15 protein-coding genes are annotated in these 18,801 nt (G+C 59.9%); 8 read left to right on the plus strand and 7 right to left on the minus strand.

Annotated elements, in window-relative coordinates; all coding sequences use genetic code 11:
- Positions 1–221: 221 nt before the first annotated feature.
- Both AC3I65_RS20105 and AC3I65_RS20110 read left to right on the plus strand, forming a co-directional pair.
- On the plus strand, positions 222–668 hold the full coding sequence (locus tag AC3I65_RS20105) for a Spy/CpxP family protein refolding chaperone (protein WP_047226986.1): 447 nt from the start codon (positions 222–224) through the stop codon (positions 666–668).
- A gap of 66 nt (positions 669–734) precedes the next feature.
- The gene (locus AC3I65_RS20110) at positions 735–2,075 is read left to right on the plus strand and encodes a sensor histidine kinase (RefSeq protein WP_305466619.1); all 1,341 of its coding nucleotides are present in this window, start codon (positions 735–737) and stop codon (positions 2,073–2,075) included.
- Positions 2,076–2,342: 267 nt separating this feature from the next.
- On the opposite strand, the gene AC3I65_RS20115 is transcribed toward AC3I65_RS20110, so the two are convergent.
- The gene (locus AC3I65_RS20115) at positions 2,343–3,947 is read right to left on the minus strand and encodes a hypothetical protein (RefSeq protein WP_160893215.1); all 1,605 of its coding nucleotides are present in this window, start codon (positions 3,945–3,947) and stop codon (positions 2,343–2,345) included.
- Between the two features lie 277 nt (positions 3,948–4,224).
- On the opposite strand from AC3I65_RS20115, the gene AC3I65_RS20120 reads away from it, so the two are divergent.
- The 5 genes from AC3I65_RS20120 (at position 4,225) to AC3I65_RS20140 (ending at position 12,168) form a co-directional block, all read left to right on the plus strand.
- Positions 4,225–5,652: a di-heme oxidoreductase family protein gene (locus AC3I65_RS20120; RefSeq protein WP_488524097.1), complete on the plus strand. Its 1,428-nt coding sequence runs from the start codon at positions 4,225–4,227 to the stop codon at positions 5,650–5,652.
- A gap of 29 nt (positions 5,653–5,681) precedes the next feature.
- On the plus strand, positions 5,682–6,746 hold the full coding sequence (locus AC3I65_RS20125; RefSeq protein WP_047226990.1) for an imelysin family protein: 1,065 nt from the start codon (positions 5,682–5,684) through the stop codon (positions 6,744–6,746).
- A 2-nt stretch (positions 6,747–6,748) separates the two neighbouring features.
- Positions 6,749–7,846: a DUF1513 domain-containing protein gene (locus AC3I65_RS20130; RefSeq protein ID WP_047226991.1), complete on the plus strand. Its 1,098-nt coding sequence runs from the start codon at positions 6,749–6,751 to the stop codon at positions 7,844–7,846.
- 133 nt (positions 7,847–7,979) lie between these two features.
- Positions 7,980–9,128 (plus strand): efflux RND transporter periplasmic adaptor subunit, encoded by a 1,149-nt coding sequence (locus tag AC3I65_RS20135; RefSeq protein ID WP_047226992.1) that lies wholly within the window; start codon positions 7,980–7,982, stop codon positions 9,126–9,128.
- 13 nt (positions 9,129–9,141) lie between these two features.
- Entirely contained in the window at positions 9,142–12,168 is a 3,027-nt protein-coding gene (locus AC3I65_RS20140) for a multidrug efflux RND transporter permease subunit (RefSeq protein ID WP_047226993.1), read from the plus strand.
- A 95-nt stretch (positions 12,169–12,263) separates the two neighbouring features.
- Here AC3I65_RS20140 and AC3I65_RS20145 read toward each other — a convergent pair whose 3' ends face one another.
- The 5 genes from AC3I65_RS20145 to colR all read right to left on the minus strand — a co-directional run bounded on the left by AC3I65_RS20145 (position 12,264) and on the right by colR (position 15,963).
- Complete coding sequence (locus AC3I65_RS20145) at positions 12,264–12,491, minus strand: hypothetical protein (RefSeq protein ID WP_076383717.1); 228 nt, start codon at positions 12,489–12,491, stop codon at positions 12,264–12,266.
- A 2-nt stretch (positions 12,492–12,493) separates the two neighbouring features.
- Positions 12,494–13,198 (minus strand): lipopolysaccharide kinase InaA family protein, encoded by a 705-nt coding sequence (locus tag AC3I65_RS20150; protein ID WP_047226995.1) that lies wholly within the window; start codon positions 13,196–13,198, stop codon positions 12,494–12,496.
- 4 nt (positions 13,199–13,202) lie between these two features.
- Positions 13,203–13,871, minus strand: a complete 669-nt coding sequence (locus AC3I65_RS20155; protein WP_076383716.1) for a class I SAM-dependent methyltransferase — start codon at positions 13,869–13,871, stop codon at positions 13,203–13,205.
- Between the two features lie 141 nt (positions 13,872–14,012).
- Positions 14,013–15,290: a sensor histidine kinase gene (locus AC3I65_RS20160; RefSeq protein ID WP_047226997.1), complete on the minus strand. Its 1,278-nt coding sequence runs from the start codon at positions 15,288–15,290 to the stop codon at positions 14,013–14,015.
- Entirely contained in the window at positions 15,280–15,963 is a 684-nt protein-coding gene (gene colR / locus AC3I65_RS20165) for a two-component system response regulator ColR (protein ID WP_047226998.1), read from the minus strand. The genes AC3I65_RS20160 and colR overlap by 11 nt, the downstream gene beginning before the upstream one ends.
- A gap of 238 nt (positions 15,964–16,201) precedes the next feature.
- On the opposite strand from colR, the gene AC3I65_RS20170 reads away from it, so the two are divergent.
- Complete coding sequence (locus tag AC3I65_RS20170; protein ID WP_488524098.1) at positions 16,202–16,942, plus strand: phosphatase PAP2 family protein; 741 nt, start codon at positions 16,202–16,204, stop codon at positions 16,940–16,942.
- A 201-nt stretch (positions 16,943–17,143) separates the two neighbouring features.
- On the opposite strand, the gene groL is transcribed toward AC3I65_RS20170, so the two are convergent.
- Complete coding sequence (gene groL / locus AC3I65_RS20175) at positions 17,144–18,787, minus strand: chaperonin GroEL (RefSeq protein WP_047227000.1); 1,644 nt, start codon at positions 18,785–18,787, stop codon at positions 17,144–17,146.
- Positions 18,788–18,801 lie beyond the last annotated feature (14 nt).

The raw sequence follows: 18,801 nt of genomic DNA on the forward strand, positions 1-18,801 counted from the left end.
TCGCTCGCGATGCAGGCGCCTCGGTTCCTTTAGAGACCGCGTTACTTTCATCGCGGGCAAGCCTTGCTCCCACAGGGCTTTGTGCTCGGTCCTGCAGATTTGTCAGGCCTGCGCCAAAACGTCTTTACCCAAGCTTTACCCACCCCTGACCGCCGCTGACCTTGATCTGCGTAACCTGAACTCATCCGGAACTGACCGGGAACGAGACAAGGAGATACACCATGCGCAAGACCCTCATCGCTCTGATGTTCGCTGCTGCCCTGCCTACCGTCGCGATGGCCATGCCTGAAGGCGCCGGCCCGATGGGACCAATGGGCCCGATGGATGGCCCGCGTCATGGCGGCCAGATGCACGACAAAGGTCCGTACAGCCAATTGGACCTGAGCCGCGAACAACGCCAGCAGATCCGCAAGATCATGGGCGAACAGCGCCACGAGCGCCGCGAACTGGTAGAAAAGTACCTGGCCAAACTGTCGCCAGCCGATCAGAAAGCCATGAAAGATGAAATGGCCGCCCGGCACGAAAAAGTCGACGCTCAGATCCGTGGGTTGTTGAAGCCAGAGCAGCAAAAAGAGTTTGACGCCATTCAGAAGAAACAGGCCGAGCGTCGGGCCGAGTGGGCCGAGTTCAAGGCCTGGAAAGCGCAACAACCGCAAAAGGCGCAATAATGCGCTGAAGCACCCCAGCCCAACGGCCAATCGCCGTTGGGCTTTCTTTGTTTTCGAGGATTGATCGTGCGTTCACTGTTTTGGCGCATCCTGGCCAGTTTCTGGCTGGCCATCGCCCTGGTTGCAGGGCTTTCGATTCTGCTGGGCCACATGCTGAACCAGGACGCCTGGATCCTCAGCCGCCATCCGGGCCTCAACACCCTGGCCGAAGAGTGGACGCAAACCTTCGAAAGCCAGGGCGAAGACGCCGCCGAGCAGATCCTGCAACAACGCAAGCATCAGTATCACATCAACGTCCAGGTGCTTAACGAGAGCGGTGACCCGGTGGTACGCGGCACTTTCCCGCGTCGGGCGCAGGCCTTCGAGGCGCGACAGAACAACAACGACCGACGCCTGCCCTGGCGGCGCTTGACCGACGAGTTCACCAGCGCCAAAACCGGCGACACTTACCTGTTCATCTACCGCATACCCCACCCCGAACTGGATGCCTGGCACCGCGGCAGCCTGCTCTGGCCTCTGAGTGCGCTGGGGATCGCGTTGGTGGTGCTGACGTTGTTCAGCCTGTTGGTGACCCTGTCCATTACCCGTCCGTTGAGCCGCCTGCGCGGTGCAGTGCATGATTTGGGGCAGACCACCTACCAGCAAAACAGCCTCGCCAAACTGGCCAATCGCCGGGATGAATTTGGTGTGCTGGCCACCGATTTCAATCGCATGGGCGCGCGCCTGCAAAGCCTGATCGCCAGCCAGCGCCAATTACTGCGGGATGTATCCCACGAACTGCGCTCGCCCCTGGCCCGGCTGCGCATTGCCCTGGCATTGGCTGAACGAGCCAGCCCCGAGGAGCGTGAAAAACTCTGGCCGCGTCTGACCCGCGAATGTGATCGTCTGGAAGCGCTGATCAGCGAAATCCTGGTGTTGGCCCGGGTCGATGCCGACAACGCCAGCGCTGAAGAGGTGGACCTCAACGATCTGCTGGTTACCCTGCAAAAAGACACACAGCTGGCCTCTCCAGAACAAAGCATGCAATTGGACGTTGAACCGAACCTGACCCTCAAAGGTTGGCCGACCATGATTGAACGGGCCCTGGATAACCTGCTGCGCAACGCCCAGCGCTTCAATCCGGTCGGTCAACCGATCGAAGTCCGCGCGCTGCGCCAAGGAGAGCGGATCATGGTCAGCGTGCGCGATCACGGACCGGGGGTGGAGGCCGAACACCTGGGCCAGTTGGGCGAACCGTTCTACCGCGCCCCCGGCCAGACCACTGCAGGTCATGGCCTGGGCCTGGCCATCGCCCGCCGCGCCGCCGAGCGTCATGGCGGCGCGCTGGTGCTGGCCAACCATTCCGATGGCGGATTTATCGCGACGCTGGAACTGCCATTGGTACCGGGGGCCGTGGTGCAACCCTAAAATCAAACATTAACTTGTGGCAAGAGAGTGCCCGCCGCGTCTTCGACGCTGCGCTGTCGCGCAGTGAACTTGGCTCTGTGGCGAGGGGATTTATCCCCGTTGGGCTGCGAAGCGGCCCCCAAAACCAGCCAACTCGGCCAGGAGGATTGAGCTCACTGCTTTATTAGGGCTGCTACGCAGCCCAGCGGGAGCAAGCTCCCTTGCCACAGGCCCCAGACCTGAAATGAACAGCGTCGCCAGTCTCGTCGCATCCATGCCAAGGGAAGGTCATACCTCTTTGATCATCCATCCCCTTGCATAGTCGCTATCCTGGGACAGTAGCTCTCGGACTCCTGTTGTGGGGTTGATTGTATACACAGTCCTTTCACCGGGACCCTGGTCCGCAGACCATGCACGCAAGTCCCCCAAACCTGGGTCGCCGTCATGGATGGTTCGAAGCGCTCCCCAAGTCACCAGGTCAGGGATCGTCCCCCCGGCGTTCCACGCAGCCCCCCAGCAATTCCAATACGTCTGCCACTCATTGTCTTTACCTAAGTCAAACAGCAACCAAACCTTGGAAGTAATGACTTGGTAAGACACGCTTGCACCCATTTGATCTCGGACGGTTATCGTAGCGGTCCCTGAGTGCTTCGATACAACCCGTGGTTGCGATGATGAAAAAAGCTCTGCCACCTCTGGGTCGCTGGAAGTATAGATATAGGGAGGCACACCTCCCGACGGTATCCGCTCTACGAACGCCCCTACTGGCGGACGTTCAGGAAACTTATCGGCTCTAAACATTAACTGGTCGAGAATCGCGTCGCTGGTATCGATGCTTAGGGGTTCAGGTATCACGGTCAGGATACGTACGTTCGAATAGACGTTCGTAGGGTGGTAGAGCGACTTTGCATACAGGCGGCGAGCGCCGACGTCGACGGTAATTTCTTTGGTCCATAGGCCGGTTGTCGCATCGGCAGTTGCTGTGCCCTTGGGGACGGCACCAGCACCGCTGCCATCGTAGACCTCAATCTCCTTGCCATGGCTTGCCTCACCCGACAGCACCAAGGTGGTGCTGGTTGTTTCGCCTTTGTCGGGAATCTCCTCACCGGCGGAATTTTTTACATGGATAAGAGTAGGAGCAATCAGCACGCGGTCCAAATGGATATCCAAGTACTTGATCAACGACCGGTTGGAGTTGCCCAACTGGTCAGTCACCGTGAACTGGAGCGCTGTATTGGGGTTGTCCCCTGCCTGTCTGAATGTGTCGGTAAACAGGGTATGCGTCACCGGTCTGGCGGCATCAAATCCGTCAACTGGAACGGTCACATTGCCCACTAAAAATCTGATGCTGTCGTAATCTCGCGGATAGGAATAGGTAAAACCAAACGCCACACCCTGCGCCGCCCGCTCGGCGCTGACCCCGTCACCGAGCACATCCGGCGGGATCACCAGATCCAGGCCCTGAGGCGCCGGCTCACCGGGGGCCCGCAAGTGGTACAGCACATTCAAATCATTGGAAATACCGGGATTTTCGCTGAGACGGGTTATTGTGTAATGCAGCCTGTTGACCCCTTCTCTCAGTTTTCCCTGGGGAAGGTCCAGGAGAAAGTACTCCTTACTTTCCTCTCCCGGCTGGACGGTAAAGCCTGCCCCCGAGAGCTCGCCATTGACATACAAGTCAACTCGATCAAGGACCGCCATTGTCCAGGAGCCGCTCTTGAGCTCGGTCCATGCATAGATCACGCATTGCAATCCCTCGGGCCGACCGTCGTAAATGCTTTGTGGGATGCCGCCGTGCGCAAGGCCTTCCGGAAGCACCGGCGTCTTCCATCCCGGGATGTAAACAGGGAATAGTTCGAACGGATGGTTCAAGACAGACGATTCGGTATCCATCATGTTTTCCTGGCGAGTGAGGGTAGCGTGGCTTTTCGGCGTTGGGCCATCAAACTCCAGCCAAGGAAGATCGGCTACTGTCAGGATTGACAGGTCAGAGCAGATTGCCGACGAACGGCGGGAGAAAACGACTGGACGCTGGAGCCAAGCCTTAGAAAAGCAGCCAGGTAATCTGGATAAAGTGATGCTCAAAAACCAAACGATAATCCCTCTTATTCAAACCGCCCCGCCCTGTTAGACTTTGCGCCCTCGTTTCACTCCTCTTCCAGGAAGTCCGATGCCGTCGTTGCCTCTTCGCTTATGCGCTCTGTTCATGGCCCTGGGCCTGAGTGCCTGCGATGACGCCCCGCGTTTTACCCAGGCCGAACCCGGCGAAGCCCGGTCCGGTGGCGCTGCGACGGTACGCAAGAGTGATCAGAACGCCTTTTCCCTGCCCTCGGCCAACCTGCCACCTTCGCGACGCGTGGACTTCGCCGTGGGCAACAGTTTTTTCCGGAGCCCCTGGGTGATCGCGCCCTCGACCACCACCGCACGGGACGGTCTGGGGCCATTGTTCAATACCAACGCCTGCCAGAACTGTCACGTCAAGGACGGTCGCGGCCATCCGCCGGCACCGGACGCGGCCAGCGCGGTGTCGATGCTGGTGCGCCTGTCGATTCCCGATGCCCCGGCCTACGCCAAGGTCATTGAACAACTGGGGGTGGTGCCGGAGCCGACCTATGGCGGGCAATTGCAGGACATGTCCGTGCCCGGCGTTGTCCCCGAAGGCAAGGTGCGGGTCGATTACACGCCAGTCCCGGTGCGCTTCGACGACGGCACCGTCGTAGAACTGCGCAAGCCGCAACTGCAGATCACCCAACTGGGCTATGGCCCGATGCACCCCGACACACGCTTTTCGGCCCGCGTCGCACCGCCGATGATCGGCCTGGGGCTGCTCGAAGCCATTCCCGATGAAGCTATCCTGGCCAATGCCCAAGCCCAGGCACGGGAGAACAACGGTATCGTCGGCCGGCCGAACCAGGTCTGGGACGATGTCCAGCAAAAGACCGTATTGGGGCGTTTCGGCTGGAAGGCCGGCCAGCCGAACCTCAATCAGCAGAACGTCCACGCCTTTTCCGGTGACATGGGCCTGACGACAAGCCTGCGCCCCTTCGACGATTGCACCCAGGCCCAGGTCGACTGCAAGCGCGCCCCGAACGGCAAAGGCGCCGATGGCGAGCCGGAAGTCAGCGACAACATTCTGCGCCTGGTGCTGTTCTACAGCCGCAACCTCGCCGTACCGGCCCGTCGCGATGTGAACTCGCCCCAGGTGCTGGCCGGCAAGAATCTGTTTTTCCAGGCCGGCTGCCAGTCGTGCCACACCCCGAAATACACCACGTCCGCCAACGCTGCCGAACCGGAACTGGCGAATCAGGTCATTCGCCCCTACACCGATCTGCTGTTGCACGACATGGGTGAAGGCCTGGCCGACAACCGCAGCGAATTCAAGGCCAGCGGCCGTGACTGGCGGACCCCACCGCTGTGGGGCATCGGTCTGACCGAAGCCGTCGGTGGTCACACCCAGTTCTTGCACGACGGTCGTGCGCGCAACCTGCTCGAAGCCGTGCTATGGCATGGCGGCGAAGCGCAAGCGGCGCAGCGACAAGTTCTAGCGTTCAATGCCGAGCAACGCGCTGCGTTGCTGGCGTTCCTGAATTCCCTTTAATCGCATTCTCCGAAAAACGGGAGCCCGACATGTTCCGTCCCAAGCTGTTGTTTACCAGCCTCGCCGCCATCGTCCTCGGCGCATGCTCGCCCCAGGATCCGCAAGCGGTCACCTCAGCGGCCATCGCCAAGCAAGTGATCCTGCCCACCTACAGCCGCTGGGTCGAGGCTGACCGGCAACTGGCAACCAGCGCCCTGGCCTTCTGCCAGGGCAAGGAAAACCTGGAGACCGCCCGCGCCGACTTTCTCAAGGCACAAAAAGCCTGGGCCGAGTTGCAACCACTGCTGATCGGCCCGTTGGCCGAGGGCAATCGCGCCTGGCAGGTGCAGTTCTGGCCGGACAAGAAAAACCTGGTGGGCCGTCAGGTCGAGCAACTGGTCAATAACCAGCCGCAGATCGACGTTGCCGGTCTGGCCAAGTCCAGCGTTGTGGTGCAAGGCCTCTCCGCCTATGAGTACCTGCTGTTCGACGCCAGGATCGACATGGCCGACAGCGCGCAAAAAGCCAAGTACTGCCCGCTGCTGATCGCCATTGGCGAACGTCAGAAGCAATTGGCCGAAGATATCCTGTCGCGCTGGAATACCAACGACGGCATGCTCGCCCAGATGAGCAAGTTTCCGAACGAGCGCTACGCTGATTCCCACGAAGCGATCGCCGATTTGCTGCGGGTCCAGGTCACTGCCCTGGACACCTTGAAGAAGAAACTTGGCACGCCGATGGGCCGCCAGAGCAAGGGCGTACCACAACCGTTCCAGGCCGATGCCTGGCGCAGCCAGTCGTCGCTGCAAGGCCTGCAAGCCAGTCTGAGCGCGGCCAGGACCGTCTGGGTCGGCGTGGACAACAAGGGCCTGCGCAGCCTGTTGCCAAGCGAGCAGAAACCCTTGGCCGACAAGATCGACGCGGCCTACGACACCTCGTTGAAACTGTTCGCCGACAGCCAGCGCTCGCTGGTCGAAATGCTCGCTGACGACGCCGGACGCCAGCAACTCAACGAACTGTACGACAGCCTCAACGTTGTCCATCGCCTGCACGAAGGCGAATTGGCCAAGGCCCTGGGCATTCAATTGGGCTTCAATGCCAACGACGGTGACTGATCATGTTTCGACGTCAGGCTCTGGCACTGGGCAGCCTGCTGCTCGGCGCCGTTACCCTGGGCGGCTGGACGCTGTTCAAGCAACAGGACAAGCATCCGCTCCTGCTTTCGGCACGGGACGATAGTGACGGCAAGCACTACGCCGTGGGCTATCGACTGGACGGCAGCAGGGTGTTCGCCACCCAGGTCAAGCAGCGCTGCCACGACATCATTGACCATCCGACAAAACCGATTGCGCTGTTCGTCGCTCGTCGCCCAGGCACCGAAAGCTACCTGATCGACCTGCGCGACGGTTCGCTGCTGCAGACCCTCACCTCATTGCCGAACCGGCATTTCTACGGGCACGCGGTGATTCATAAAAGCGGCGAATGGCTGTACGCCACCGAGAACGACACGACCGATCCAGGCCGCGGCCTGCTGGGCGTGTACCGTTTTGAAGGCGAACGGTTGGTGCACAGCGGCGAACTGTCGACTCACGGCATCGGCCCTCATCAAGTGTCGTGGATGCCCGACGGCGAAACGCTGGTGGTCGCCAACGGCGGCATCCGCACCGAGGCCGAAAGCCGCGTCGAGATGAACCTCAATGCCATGGAGCCGAGCCTGGTACTGATGCAGCGCGATGGCACACTGCTGAGCAAGGAAACCCTCGCCCAATCGATGAACAGCGTGCGCCACATGGGTATCGCCAGCGACGGCACCATCGTTTGCGGCCAGCAATTCATGGGCGATGCCCACGAATCCTCCGAGCTGCTGGCAATCAAGCGTCCGGGCCAGCCGTTCCAGGCATTCCCGGTGGCCGAGCATCAATTGCAGGCCATGGGTCATTACACCGCCAGCGTTGCCGTACACAGCGACCTGCGCCTGGTGGCCCTGACAGCGCCCCGTGGCAACCGCTTTTTTATCTGGGACCTGGACAGCGGCGAAGTACGCCTGGACGCGCCTCTGCCAGACTGCGCCGGTGTGGGTGCGGTGGCCGACGGTTTCGTCGTGACATCGGGTCAGGGCCGTTGCCGCTTTTACGATTGCCGGCAGGCACAACTGGTTGCAAAACCACTGGATCTGCCCGCAGGGCTCTGGGACAACCATTTGCATTTGATCTGACAAGCGGGCGGCGGGCCTTCAGGAAAAATCCTTACACATTACCGATGAACATCGTTTTGAATCGGTCGCGTACTCGGAGTAATGTGCCCGCCTGTCTGTATTTTCTCTCGGCTTATTTCCAAGGAAGTGGAACATGCTGCGACGCCGCATGCTGATCATGTTGGGTGTTGTCCTGCTGGTGGTATTGCTACTGGCCGGCTACAAGGGTTTCTCCGTTTACCAGCAGATCCAGATGTTTTCTGCCCCAAAACCGCCGGTCAGCGTCGCCGTGGCCACGGCTGTCGAGCAGCCTTGGCAAACCCGCCTGCCCACCGTCGGCAGCCTCACCGCACTGCAAGGCGTAGACCTGAGCCTGGAAATTGCCGGGACGGTGCAGAAGGTGCAGTTCCAGTCGGGGCAAAAGGTCAAGGCCGGCCAGCCACTGGTGCAACTGGACAGTGACGTCGAAAGCGCGCTGCTGGAAACCGCCGTGGCCGACCTTAACCTGTCGCAACTGGATTTTGGCCGGGGTCGGCAACTGGTGGGCAGCCAGGCGATCTCCAAGGGCGAATTCGACCGGCTCGCGGCGCAGTTGAAAAAGAACCAGGCCACAGTCAACCAGCTCAAGGCTTCGCTGGCCAAGAAACACATCGTTGCACCGTTCAGCGGCACCATCGGCATTCGCCAGGTGGACGTCGGCGACTATCTGGCCAGCGGCACGGTGATCGCCACCCTGCAGGACCTGAGCAGCCTGTATGTGGATTTCTACCTCCCCGAGCAAGCGGTCCCCAAGCTCGCGGTCGGCCAGGCAGTCAACGTCAGTGTCTCGGCCTATCCCGGCCAGACCTTCGTCGGCGCCATCAGCGCGATCAACCCCAAGATCGAAGACAGCACTCGCAACGTGCTGGTACGCGCTACCCTGGGCAACCCCGACGGCAGGCTGTTGCCCGGCATGTTCGCCAGCCTGCAGGTGATCTTGCCGGACAAGGCCAACGCCATCGTCGTGCCGGAAAGCGCCGTGACCTACACCCTCTACGGCAACTCCATGTACGTCGTGACGCAGAAGAAAGCCGACGACGGCACCGTCGAGAAAGATGACAAGGGCCAGCCGATCCTCATCGCCGAACGGCGATTCGTCGAAACCGGTGAGCGACGCGACGGGCTCGTGCTGGTTTCCAAAGGCGTGCAGAGCGGCGAACAGGTCGTGATCGCCGGCCAGATCAAACTGGATAACGGCACGCCCATCGCCATCAGCGACGACAAGACCCTGACCGAACAGAACAGCCCGCCCCCTGCGGACTGATCAAGGAACCCTCATGGCTTTTACTGATCCGTTCATCCGCCGTCCGGTGCTCGCCACCGTGGTCAGCCTGTTGATCGTGCTGCTGGGTTTCCAGGCCTGGAGCAAGCTGCCCCTGCGCCAGTACCCGCAGATGGAGAACGCCCTGATCACGGTGACCACCGCCTACCCCGGGGCCAACGCCGAGACCATCCAGGGCTATATCACCCAGCCGATGCAACAGAGTCTGGCCAGCGCCGAGGGCATCGACTACATGACCTCGGTCAGCCGTCAGAATTTCTCGGTGATATCGGTCTACGCCCGCATCGGTTCCAACAGCGACCGACTTTTTACCGAGCTGCTGGCCAAGGCCAACGAAGTCAAAAACCAGCTACCCCAAGATGCTGAAGACCCGGTGCTCAGCCGCGAGGCCGCCGATGCCTCGGCACTGATGTACATCAGTTTTTTCAGTAAGGAACTGAACAACCCGCAGATCACCGACTACCTGTCACGGGTGGTCCAGCCCAAGCTGGCGACATTGCCGGGCATGGCCGAAGCGGAGATCCTCGGCAACCAGGTCTTCGCCATGCGCCTGTGGCTGGATCCAGTCAAGCTTGCCGGTTTCGGCCTCACCGCCGCCGACGTGACCGATGCCGTGCGCCAGTACAACTTCCTCTCGGCCGCCGGTGAGGTGAAAGGCGAATACGTAGTCACCAGTATCAACGCCAACACCGAACTCAAGTCCGCCGAGGCCTTCGCGGCGATTCCGCTCAAGACCGACGGCGACAGCCGGGTGCTGCTGCGCGATGTGGCCCGGGTGGAGATGGGCGCCGAGAACTACGACACCATCAGTTCCTTCGGTGGCACGCCCTCGGTGTACATCGGCATCAAGGCCACCCCCGGCGCGAACCCGCTGGACGTGATCAAGGAAGTGCGCAGGATCATGCCGGATCTGGAGGCCCAACTGCCGGCCAACCTCAAGGCCGAGATCGCCTACGACGCCACCCTGTTCATCCAGGCTTCCATCGACGAGGTGGTCAAAACCCTCTTCGAGGCGGTGCTGATTGTCATCGTCGTGGTGTTCCTGTTCTTGGGCGCCCTGCGTTCGGTGGCCATCCCGGTGGTGACCATCCCGCTGTCGATGATTGGCGTGATGTTCTTCATGCAGTTGATGGGCTACTCGATGAATCTGCTGACCCTGCTCGCCATGGTGCTGGCAATTGGTCTGGTGGTGGACGACGCGATCGTGGTGGTGGAAAACATCCATCGGCACATCGAGGAAGGCAAAAGCCCATTCGACGCTGCAATTGAAGGTGCCCGGGAGATCGCTATGCCGGTGATCTCGATGACCATCACGCTGGCGGCGGTGTACGCGCCGATCGGTCTGTTGGAGGGGCTCACGGGGGCGCTGTTCAAGGAGTTCGCGCTGACGCTCGCCGGCGCGGTGGTCATTTCCGGGATCGTCGCACTGACCCTCTCGCCCATGATGTGCGCCTTGCTGTTGCGTCACGAAGAGAACCCCTCGGGACTGGCGCATAGACTGGACGTGGTTTTCGAACGTCTTAAAAACCGCTACCAGCGCATGCTTCACGGCATGCTCAATACCCGGCCTGTGGTGCTGGTGTTCGCGGTGATCGTGCTGCTGCTGATTCCGGTGCTGATCATGTTCACCAAGTCCGAGCTGGCCCCCGATGAAGACCAGGGCATCATCTTCATGATGGCTAATGCCCCGCAGCCGACCAACCTCGACTACCTGAACACCTACACCGATCATTTCATCACCATTTTCAAGGAGTTCCCGGAGTACTACTCCTCGTTCCAGATCAACGGATACAACGGCGTGCAATCGGGCATCGGCGGCTTCCTGCTCAAACCCTGGAACGAACGCAGCCGCACCCAGATGGAAATCCTGCCTGAAGTCCAGGCCAAGCTGGAGAACATCCCCGGCCTGCAAATATTCGGTTTCAACCTGCCCTCCCTGCCTGGCACCGGCGAAGGCTTGCCATTTGCATTCGTCATCAACTCGCCCAAGGACTACGCAACGCTGCTGCAGATTGCCGAGCGGGTCAAAAAGCGCGCACTGGAATCCGGCAAGTTCGCGTTCATGGACGTTGACCTGGCTTTCGACAAACCCGAAGTCGTCGTGGACATCGATCGTGCCAAGGCCGCCCAGATGGGCGTCTCGATGCAAGACCTGGGCGGCACACTCGCCACCCTGCTGGGTGAAGCCGAGATCAACCGTTTTACCATCGAAGGGCGCAGCTACAAGGTCATCGCCCAGGTCGAACGGCCGTTCCGGGACAATCCGGACTGGTTGAACAACTACTACGTAAAAAATACCCAGGGTGAATTGCTGCCGCTGTCGACGCTGATCAAAGTCAGCGATCGGGCGCGACCACGGCAGTTGAATCAGTTCCAGCAACTCAACGCGGTGACGATCTCGGGTTTTCCCATCGTGAGTATGGGCGAGGCCATCGAGACGGTCCGCCAGATTGCCCAAGAAGAGGCTCCGGTAGGGTTCGCTTTCGACTACGCAGGGGCGTCGCGACAGTTCGTTCAGGAAGGCAGCGCGCTGTGGGTCACCTTTGCTCTGGCGCTGGCGATCATCTTTCTGGTGTTGGCCGCCCAGTTTGAAAGCTTCCGGGACCCACTGGTGATTCTGGTGACGGTACCGCTGTCGATTTGCGGCGCCTTGATTCCGCTGTTCCTCGGCTGGTCGAGCATGAACATTTACACCCAGGTAGGACTGGTGACGCTGATCGGCCTGATCAGCAAGCACGGGATCCTGATCGTTGAGTTCACCAACCAGCTGCGCAGGGAACAGGGGCTAACCCCACGGGAGGCCGTGGAGCAAGCCGCATCGATTCGCTTGCGTCCCGTACTGATGACCACCGCGGCGACGGTATTTGGCATGGTGCCATTGATCCTCGCTACCGGGGCCGGGGCGGTGAGCCGCTTCGACATCGGCTTGGTGATCGCCACCGGGATGTCGATTGGCACGCTGTTCACACTGTTCGTATTGCCCTGCGTGTATACGTTGCTGGCCAAGCCGGACAAACCCTAACGTGCGACCACTGGCCCTGTAAGTGCTGTCGAAGGCTGCGATCCAAAAAATAAAGGCCTCGCATACGCGAGGCCTTTATTTTGGCTTCCTGTCCATCAACTCTGGGGCCTCATGCCTTGGGAAAGACTGAACATGAACAGCAACAGATCATCGTCCGGCCGGATCGCCTCGCTGGCCTTGGCCACACGTGGCAAAGGGCAGTGCGCGTCCGGGTGGGAAGCACTGAGGATCTGCGAACGGGGCTGCTCCCATACCGCCACCGCCATAGAGGTAACTGCCAGGGCTCCTACGAGAAACAAACCTCTAGCAATTTCTAATTTCATCGCTATAAACCTTTGATAGCGCTGCCAAACGCCGCTTTGTAAAAGTAGACGAGTTTTTCCCATTCTGAATCGCTGAACGACGAATGGCGTCGCAGTTGCTTCATGTCATGGGACGCTGCGGTCCGGGAAGTCAGGCGTTGACGGGACTTTTCCAAATCCAGCAGGGCCACTTCGGCTCGAGCGGACTCACCCTCTCCAGTCACGCGCACAAATACATGCTTGGTATAGAGGCAGCCATGCTGCCAACGCCCCTTATGCATGCGAGCCAGGTTCTCTGCCAATGCCTGGAGAATTCGGTCATGTCCCGCTTCGCCATGACGCTCGCGCCCGCCTGTGGCATACCAGTGATCCAACTCCACGAAACCGTCCAGCGCATGAGTCACCAGCAGCGCACGCCACTTGTGAATCGGGTCCCGCTGTGCGCCACAGAAGATGACTTTTGGAACGCTGACGTCGAGTCGGCTCAATGCCAGCAGGGCATCTTGCTCACGTAACACGGTTGGGCGGCCGAACGGATGCAACAAGCTACGGTAAATATGCCCTGTCTGACGCTTGGCATAGAGCAGATCGCCGCCGTTGTTGATCCGCTGCACTCCGCTTTCACCACCACGACGCACATTGGGTTGTTCCACCCATTCACCCTGCTGATTCCAGAAGTGTTCGAAGCCGCAGCGGGGGACCGCTGTTGTCTCTACTGCCACAACCATGCTGTTACCTCTTGCGTAATACATAAACTCGCCACATGGCATAGAGCGGCAGGAAGTCCAGTCGTTCCTGAATGCGGAAACCAGCCTGCCGAAATTCACCCTCGACTGTAGCGGCCGGTAACACAAATCGATTCTGGTAGCCTTTCTGCCCACGCGTGTGCTCCAGACGCTTACGTCTCCAGGCCTTGAAATTTCCATCGACCCACAATGAAACGATCACGCTATCACGAGTGACACGTTCGAATTCCCGCAGAATCGCCAGTCGATGCGCAGGTTCACCGATGTGGTGGAGCAGGCGCATGCAAAAAATGCTGTCGACGGCGTTATCAGGCAAGGCAATGTCGAACGCAGAAGCGTGCAAGGGTTGTACCCGTTTTACGACATCGGCGGGTTGAGCGTTCAACGCAGTCTTGAGCATGGCTTCGGAATTGTCCGCACCGATGATCACCCGGTTCGGTTTTTCGGCCAGAACAGACCATAAACGCCCGGCACCACACGGCAAGTCCAGCACCAGGCCAGGATCACCTGCCAACGCCAAAGCCATGCGTGCCAGTTGTTCATCACGGCGGTGGGAAAGACGCCGACTCAGGCCAGCCTGATGTTTATTCAGGTATTGATGAGCGTGCTGTTCGTCATATTTTTCGGAAAAGTCGAGCTTGATAGGGTTGGACATTGGCGAGAGCCTCCATGAGGTAATGGCTCCCACGTTAGGGATGGACATGTGCACGCCAAGTCATCCCTTTGTGAAAACTTCATCATGCAAGCACTCGACGGTTTTCAAGATATTTCCAACAGGCAATCTTGAGCAGAGCGCTCAGCTACGAGGATGCAATTCAACCTCAAAATGACAGCCATTGGGCTCCATGGTGCTGAGGCTCACGGTCCAGCCCTGGTTCTCGCAAATCCGCTGGACCAATGAAAGCCCCAACCCAAGTCCTTCGCCGCGCTTTTCGTTACCTCGCACGAACGGTTCGAACATCGCCTCGCGTTTTTCTTCGGGAATGCCCACGCCACTGTCCTCGACCACGAAGCCGGTCGCGGACAGCGTGAGGCGAATGAAGCCCTGATCGGTGTAGTGCAAGGCGTTGCGCAGCAAGTTACCCATGACGGCGGTCAGGAACGTGGCGTTATACGGGGTGTCGGCGGTTTGCCCCGGCTCGAAGATCAGGGTCAGGCCCTTGGCTTCGATCGGCGCACGCCACAGCCCAACGAGGTCCTCGGCCACCTGCCCTAGCGTCAACCGGGGCGACATGCCGCTGTCTTCGCGCTGGGTCCTGGCGAGCATCAGGAAGGTTTGCACCAGCTCGCGCATTTCTTCACTGGCCCGACTGATCCGCTCGACCTGTTTGCGACCGCGCTGATCCAGGGCCGGGTTCTCCAGCAACAGCTCACAGGAGCTGGCCAGGACCATCAACGGCGTGCGTAACTCATGGCTTACGTCGCTGGTGAACAACCGCTCACGCGTCAGGGCCTGGCGCAGTCGCCCCAGCGTAGCGTCGAACGCCACGGCCAGCTCACCCACTTCATCGGCGGCATAGTCAGGGGCCAGCGGCGGGGCCAGCCCGAGGAGCTGGTCGCGATGGCGCACTTGCCGGGCCAGACGCACGACCGGCGCCATCACCCGGCGAGCCAGGACCCAACCCAGGAACACCGCCAGCGCCAGGCTGAGCACGAAGCCCACCAGCACCACGGCGAACAGCACCCGTTCGCGCTCTTCGAAATCGCTCTGGTCCTGCAGTAGCACGTAGTGTCGACCGTCAACAATCTCGACCATGGCGTGATACGACAATTGCGCGCGAAAGACCTCGTGGAAACCGCGATCCAGGTGACGCAGATCCTTGGGCAAATCGAAGTCACCCGGGCCGCCACTGAAATAGAACAACTGGTCGGGTTCCGGACGATGACTCCAGTCCGAAACGCTGTCCATCAGCAGCAGGCGTTGCAGGTCCCCCCCAAGCCCGGCGGAAATCAGCCTTTCTTCCACCAAGTGAACCGTCGCCACGATGCCCATGGCGAATGCACCGGCGACCAACGCGCTCATCAGCGCAAAGGCGATGATGATCCGTTGGGCAAGGCTCTGCTTAAACTCCATCTCGGCCCTCGGCCAGGCGATAACCCACGCCATGCACGGTGTGCAACAGCGGTTTGTCGAACGGTTTGTCGATCACCTGACGTAATTGGTGAACATGGCTGCGCAGACTGTCGCTGTCCGGGCAATCATCGCCCCACAAGGCTTCTTCGAGGATTTCCCGGCGCAGCACGTGGGGGCTTTTCTGCATCAAGACCGCCAGCAGCTTCAGGCCTACAGGGTTGAGCTTCAGCAGTTTGCCTTCGCGGGTGACTTCCAGGGTATCGAGGTCGTAACTCAGGTCACCGACCTGCAAAGCGCGCCGCCCGCCGCCCTGGGCCCGACGCATGACCGCTTCGATCCGCGCCGCCAGCTCCGACAAGGCAAAAGGTTTGACCAGATAATCATCGGCGCCGGACTTGAACCCTTGCAGGCGATCGTCCAGTTGATCCCGGGCGGTGAGCATGATCACCGGTGTATCACGTCGGGCGTCCTCGCGCAGGCGCTTGCACAAGGTGTAGCCGTCGATGCCCGGCAGCATGATGTCGAGCACGATCAGGTCATAGTGCTCGGTCGCGGCCAGGTGTAACCCCGACAAACCATCCTGGGCACAATCGACGGTATAGCCTTTGAGCCCCAGGTAATCGGCCAGATTGGCCAGGATGTCACGGTTGTCTTCAACCAACAGAATTCGCATGGGCATCTCCTCTGCGCACGTGGACGGTCATCGTGGCCCGCGCAGCTTAAGGCCAAGTGTGAATCACGGCTAGGGTTGTATCGGCGGTCGTAGCGAGCAAGCCCGCTCCCGCAAGGGTCGCGCGTGGATTGCCCGGACATTGACGAGTTTTTCACCCGGCATTCACGCCTCACCCACGGTGCCCGGACCAGACTGCGCGCAACGCGCTGCTCAAGAACACTTCACCAAAGGTACTGCCATGGTTTCCACCACCACCCGTCCCGTCTCCAGGCCGCTGAATTTCCGGGTCGCCCTGGGCCTGCCCGCTGCAATCGCGGTGATCCTGGTGCTGCTGGAACTGACCACGCTGGACATGGATCTGGCCAGGCTGTTCTACGACCCAGTCGACGGGTTTATCGGTCGGCACAGTTTTTTTCTGGAAGACATTCTGCATGACCGGGCCAAACAGGTGGTCATCGCGTTTTCTTTGCTGTCGATTCTCGGGTTCATCTGCACGTTCTTCCTCACCCGACTCAAACCGTTCAAACGCGAACTGGGCTGCCTGGTGCTCTCCCTGGCGCTGGCTACTTCATTCGTCACGCCGATGAAAGCCGTAACGGCAGTGCAATGCCCCTGGAGCCTGAAGGAGTTCGGAGGCAAGCAAACCTACAGCGAACTGCTGAGCCCGCGCCCGGCAACTGACAAACCCGGCCGATGCTGGCCCGGCGGTCACGCTGCCACCGGGTTTACGCTGTTCGCGTTGTTCTTCGTACTGCGCGACCGCCGCCCTCGCCTGGCCCGCCTGGCCTTCATATTCGCTGCCTCCCTGGGAACGCTGTTCTCCGTGAGCCGCATGATGCAAGGGGCGCATTTCTTTTCCCACAATGTGTGGACAGCGGTGTTCTGTTGGCTGATTTGCCTGGGGTGTTATTACTACGTGCTGTACCGGCCGGTCTCTACAGTGAAGAGAGCGGCGACAACCCAACCCGTCAATGCTTGAACACCAATCTGAATGTGGGAGCGAGCCTGCTCGCGATAGCGTCGGATCAGCAACATTGAGGGTGACTGTTACACCGCTATCGCGAGCAGGCTCGCTCCCACAGGGATTGGTGCAAATTCAATGAGCGGGGTAAACCCGAGGCATTAAAAAACCCCGCCTGCTTTCGCAGACGGGGTTTTTCAGTACAGGGGTAAGGCTGGCTTACATCATGCCGCCCATGCCACCCATGCCGCCCATGTCTGGCATACCGCCGCCAGCTGGAGCATCTTCCTTGATTTCAGCGATCATCGCCTCGGTGGTGATCATCAGGCTGGCAATCGACGAAGCCGCTTGCAGAGCCGAACGAGTCACTTTGGCTGGGTCCAGGATACCCATTTCGATCATGTCGCCGTATTCGCCGGTCGCAGCGTTGTAACCGTAGTTACCCGAACCCTGCTTGACCTTGTCGACCACAACGCTTGGCTCGTCACCGGAGTTGGCAACGATCTGGCGCAGCGGTGCTTCAACAGCGCGACGCAGCAACTGGATGCCCACGTTCTGGTCATCGTTATCGCCTTTGAGCTCGCTGATGGCTTGCAGGGCACGAACCAGTGCCACGCCGCCGCCAGGTACCACGCCTTCTTCGACGGCTGCGCGGGTTGCGTGCAGGGCGTCTTCAACGCGGGCTTTCTTCTCTTTCATTTCAACTTCGGAACCGGCGCCAACCTTGATCACTGCAACGCCGCCCGACAGCTTGGCCAGACGCTCTTGCAGTTTTTCACGGTCGTAGTCGGACGAAGTGTCGGCCACTTGTGCGCGGATCTGAGTAACGCGAGCCTGGATATCAGCCTCGACGCCAGCACCGTCGATCACGGTGGTGTTTTCCTTGGACAGGATTACGCGCTTGGCGTTACCCAGGTGCTCCAGGGTGGTGCTTTCCAGGCTCAGGCCGATCTCTTCGGAGATAACGGTACCGCCGGTCAGTACGGCGATGTCCTGCAGCATGGCCTTGCGACGGTCGCCGAAGCCAGGTGCCTTGACGGCAGCGACTTTAACGATACCGCGCATGTTGTTCACAACCAGAGTCGCCAGGGCTTCGCCTTCAACGTCTTCAGCCACGATCAACAGTGGGCGGCCGGCTTTGGCAACGGCTTCCAGCACTGGCAGCATTTCGCGGATGTTGGAGATTTTCTTGTCGACCAGCAGGATCAGCGGGCTCTCAAGCTCGGCAACCATGGTGTCCGGCTTGTTGACGAAGTACGGCGACAGGTAGCCACGGTCGAACTGCATGCCTTCAACAACCGACAGTTCGTTTTCCAGGCCCGAGCCTTCTTCAACGGTGATCACGCCTTCTTTACCGACTTTTTCCATGGCTTCGGCAATGATGTCGCCGATGGAGTTGTCGGAGTTGGCCGAGATGGTGCCGACCTGAGCGATAGCCTTGGTGTCAGCGCATGGCTTGGACAGGGCTTTAAGCTCTTTGACGATGGCGATGGTCGCCTTGTCGATGCCGCGCTTGAGGTCCATCGGGTTCATGCCGGCAGCGACAGCCTTGAGGCCTTCGTTGACGATCGATTGAGCCAGTACGGTCGCGGTGGTGGTGCCGTCACCAGCATCATCGTTGGCACGGGAGGCAACGTCTTTGACCAGTTGCGCGCCCATGTTTTCAAAGCGGTCTTTGAGCTCGATTTCCTTGGCTACGGAAACGCCGTCCTTGGTGATGGTCGGAGCGCCGAAGCTCTTCTCGATGATCACGTTACGGCCTTTAGGGCCCAGGGTCGCTTTTACTGCGTCAGCCAGGACGTTGACACCGGCGAGCATTTTCTTGCGGGCGGAATCGCCGAATTTAACTTCTTTAGCAGCCATGATCGATATTCCTT

Source organism: Pseudomonas sp. N-1-13 (assembly GCF_057787095.1).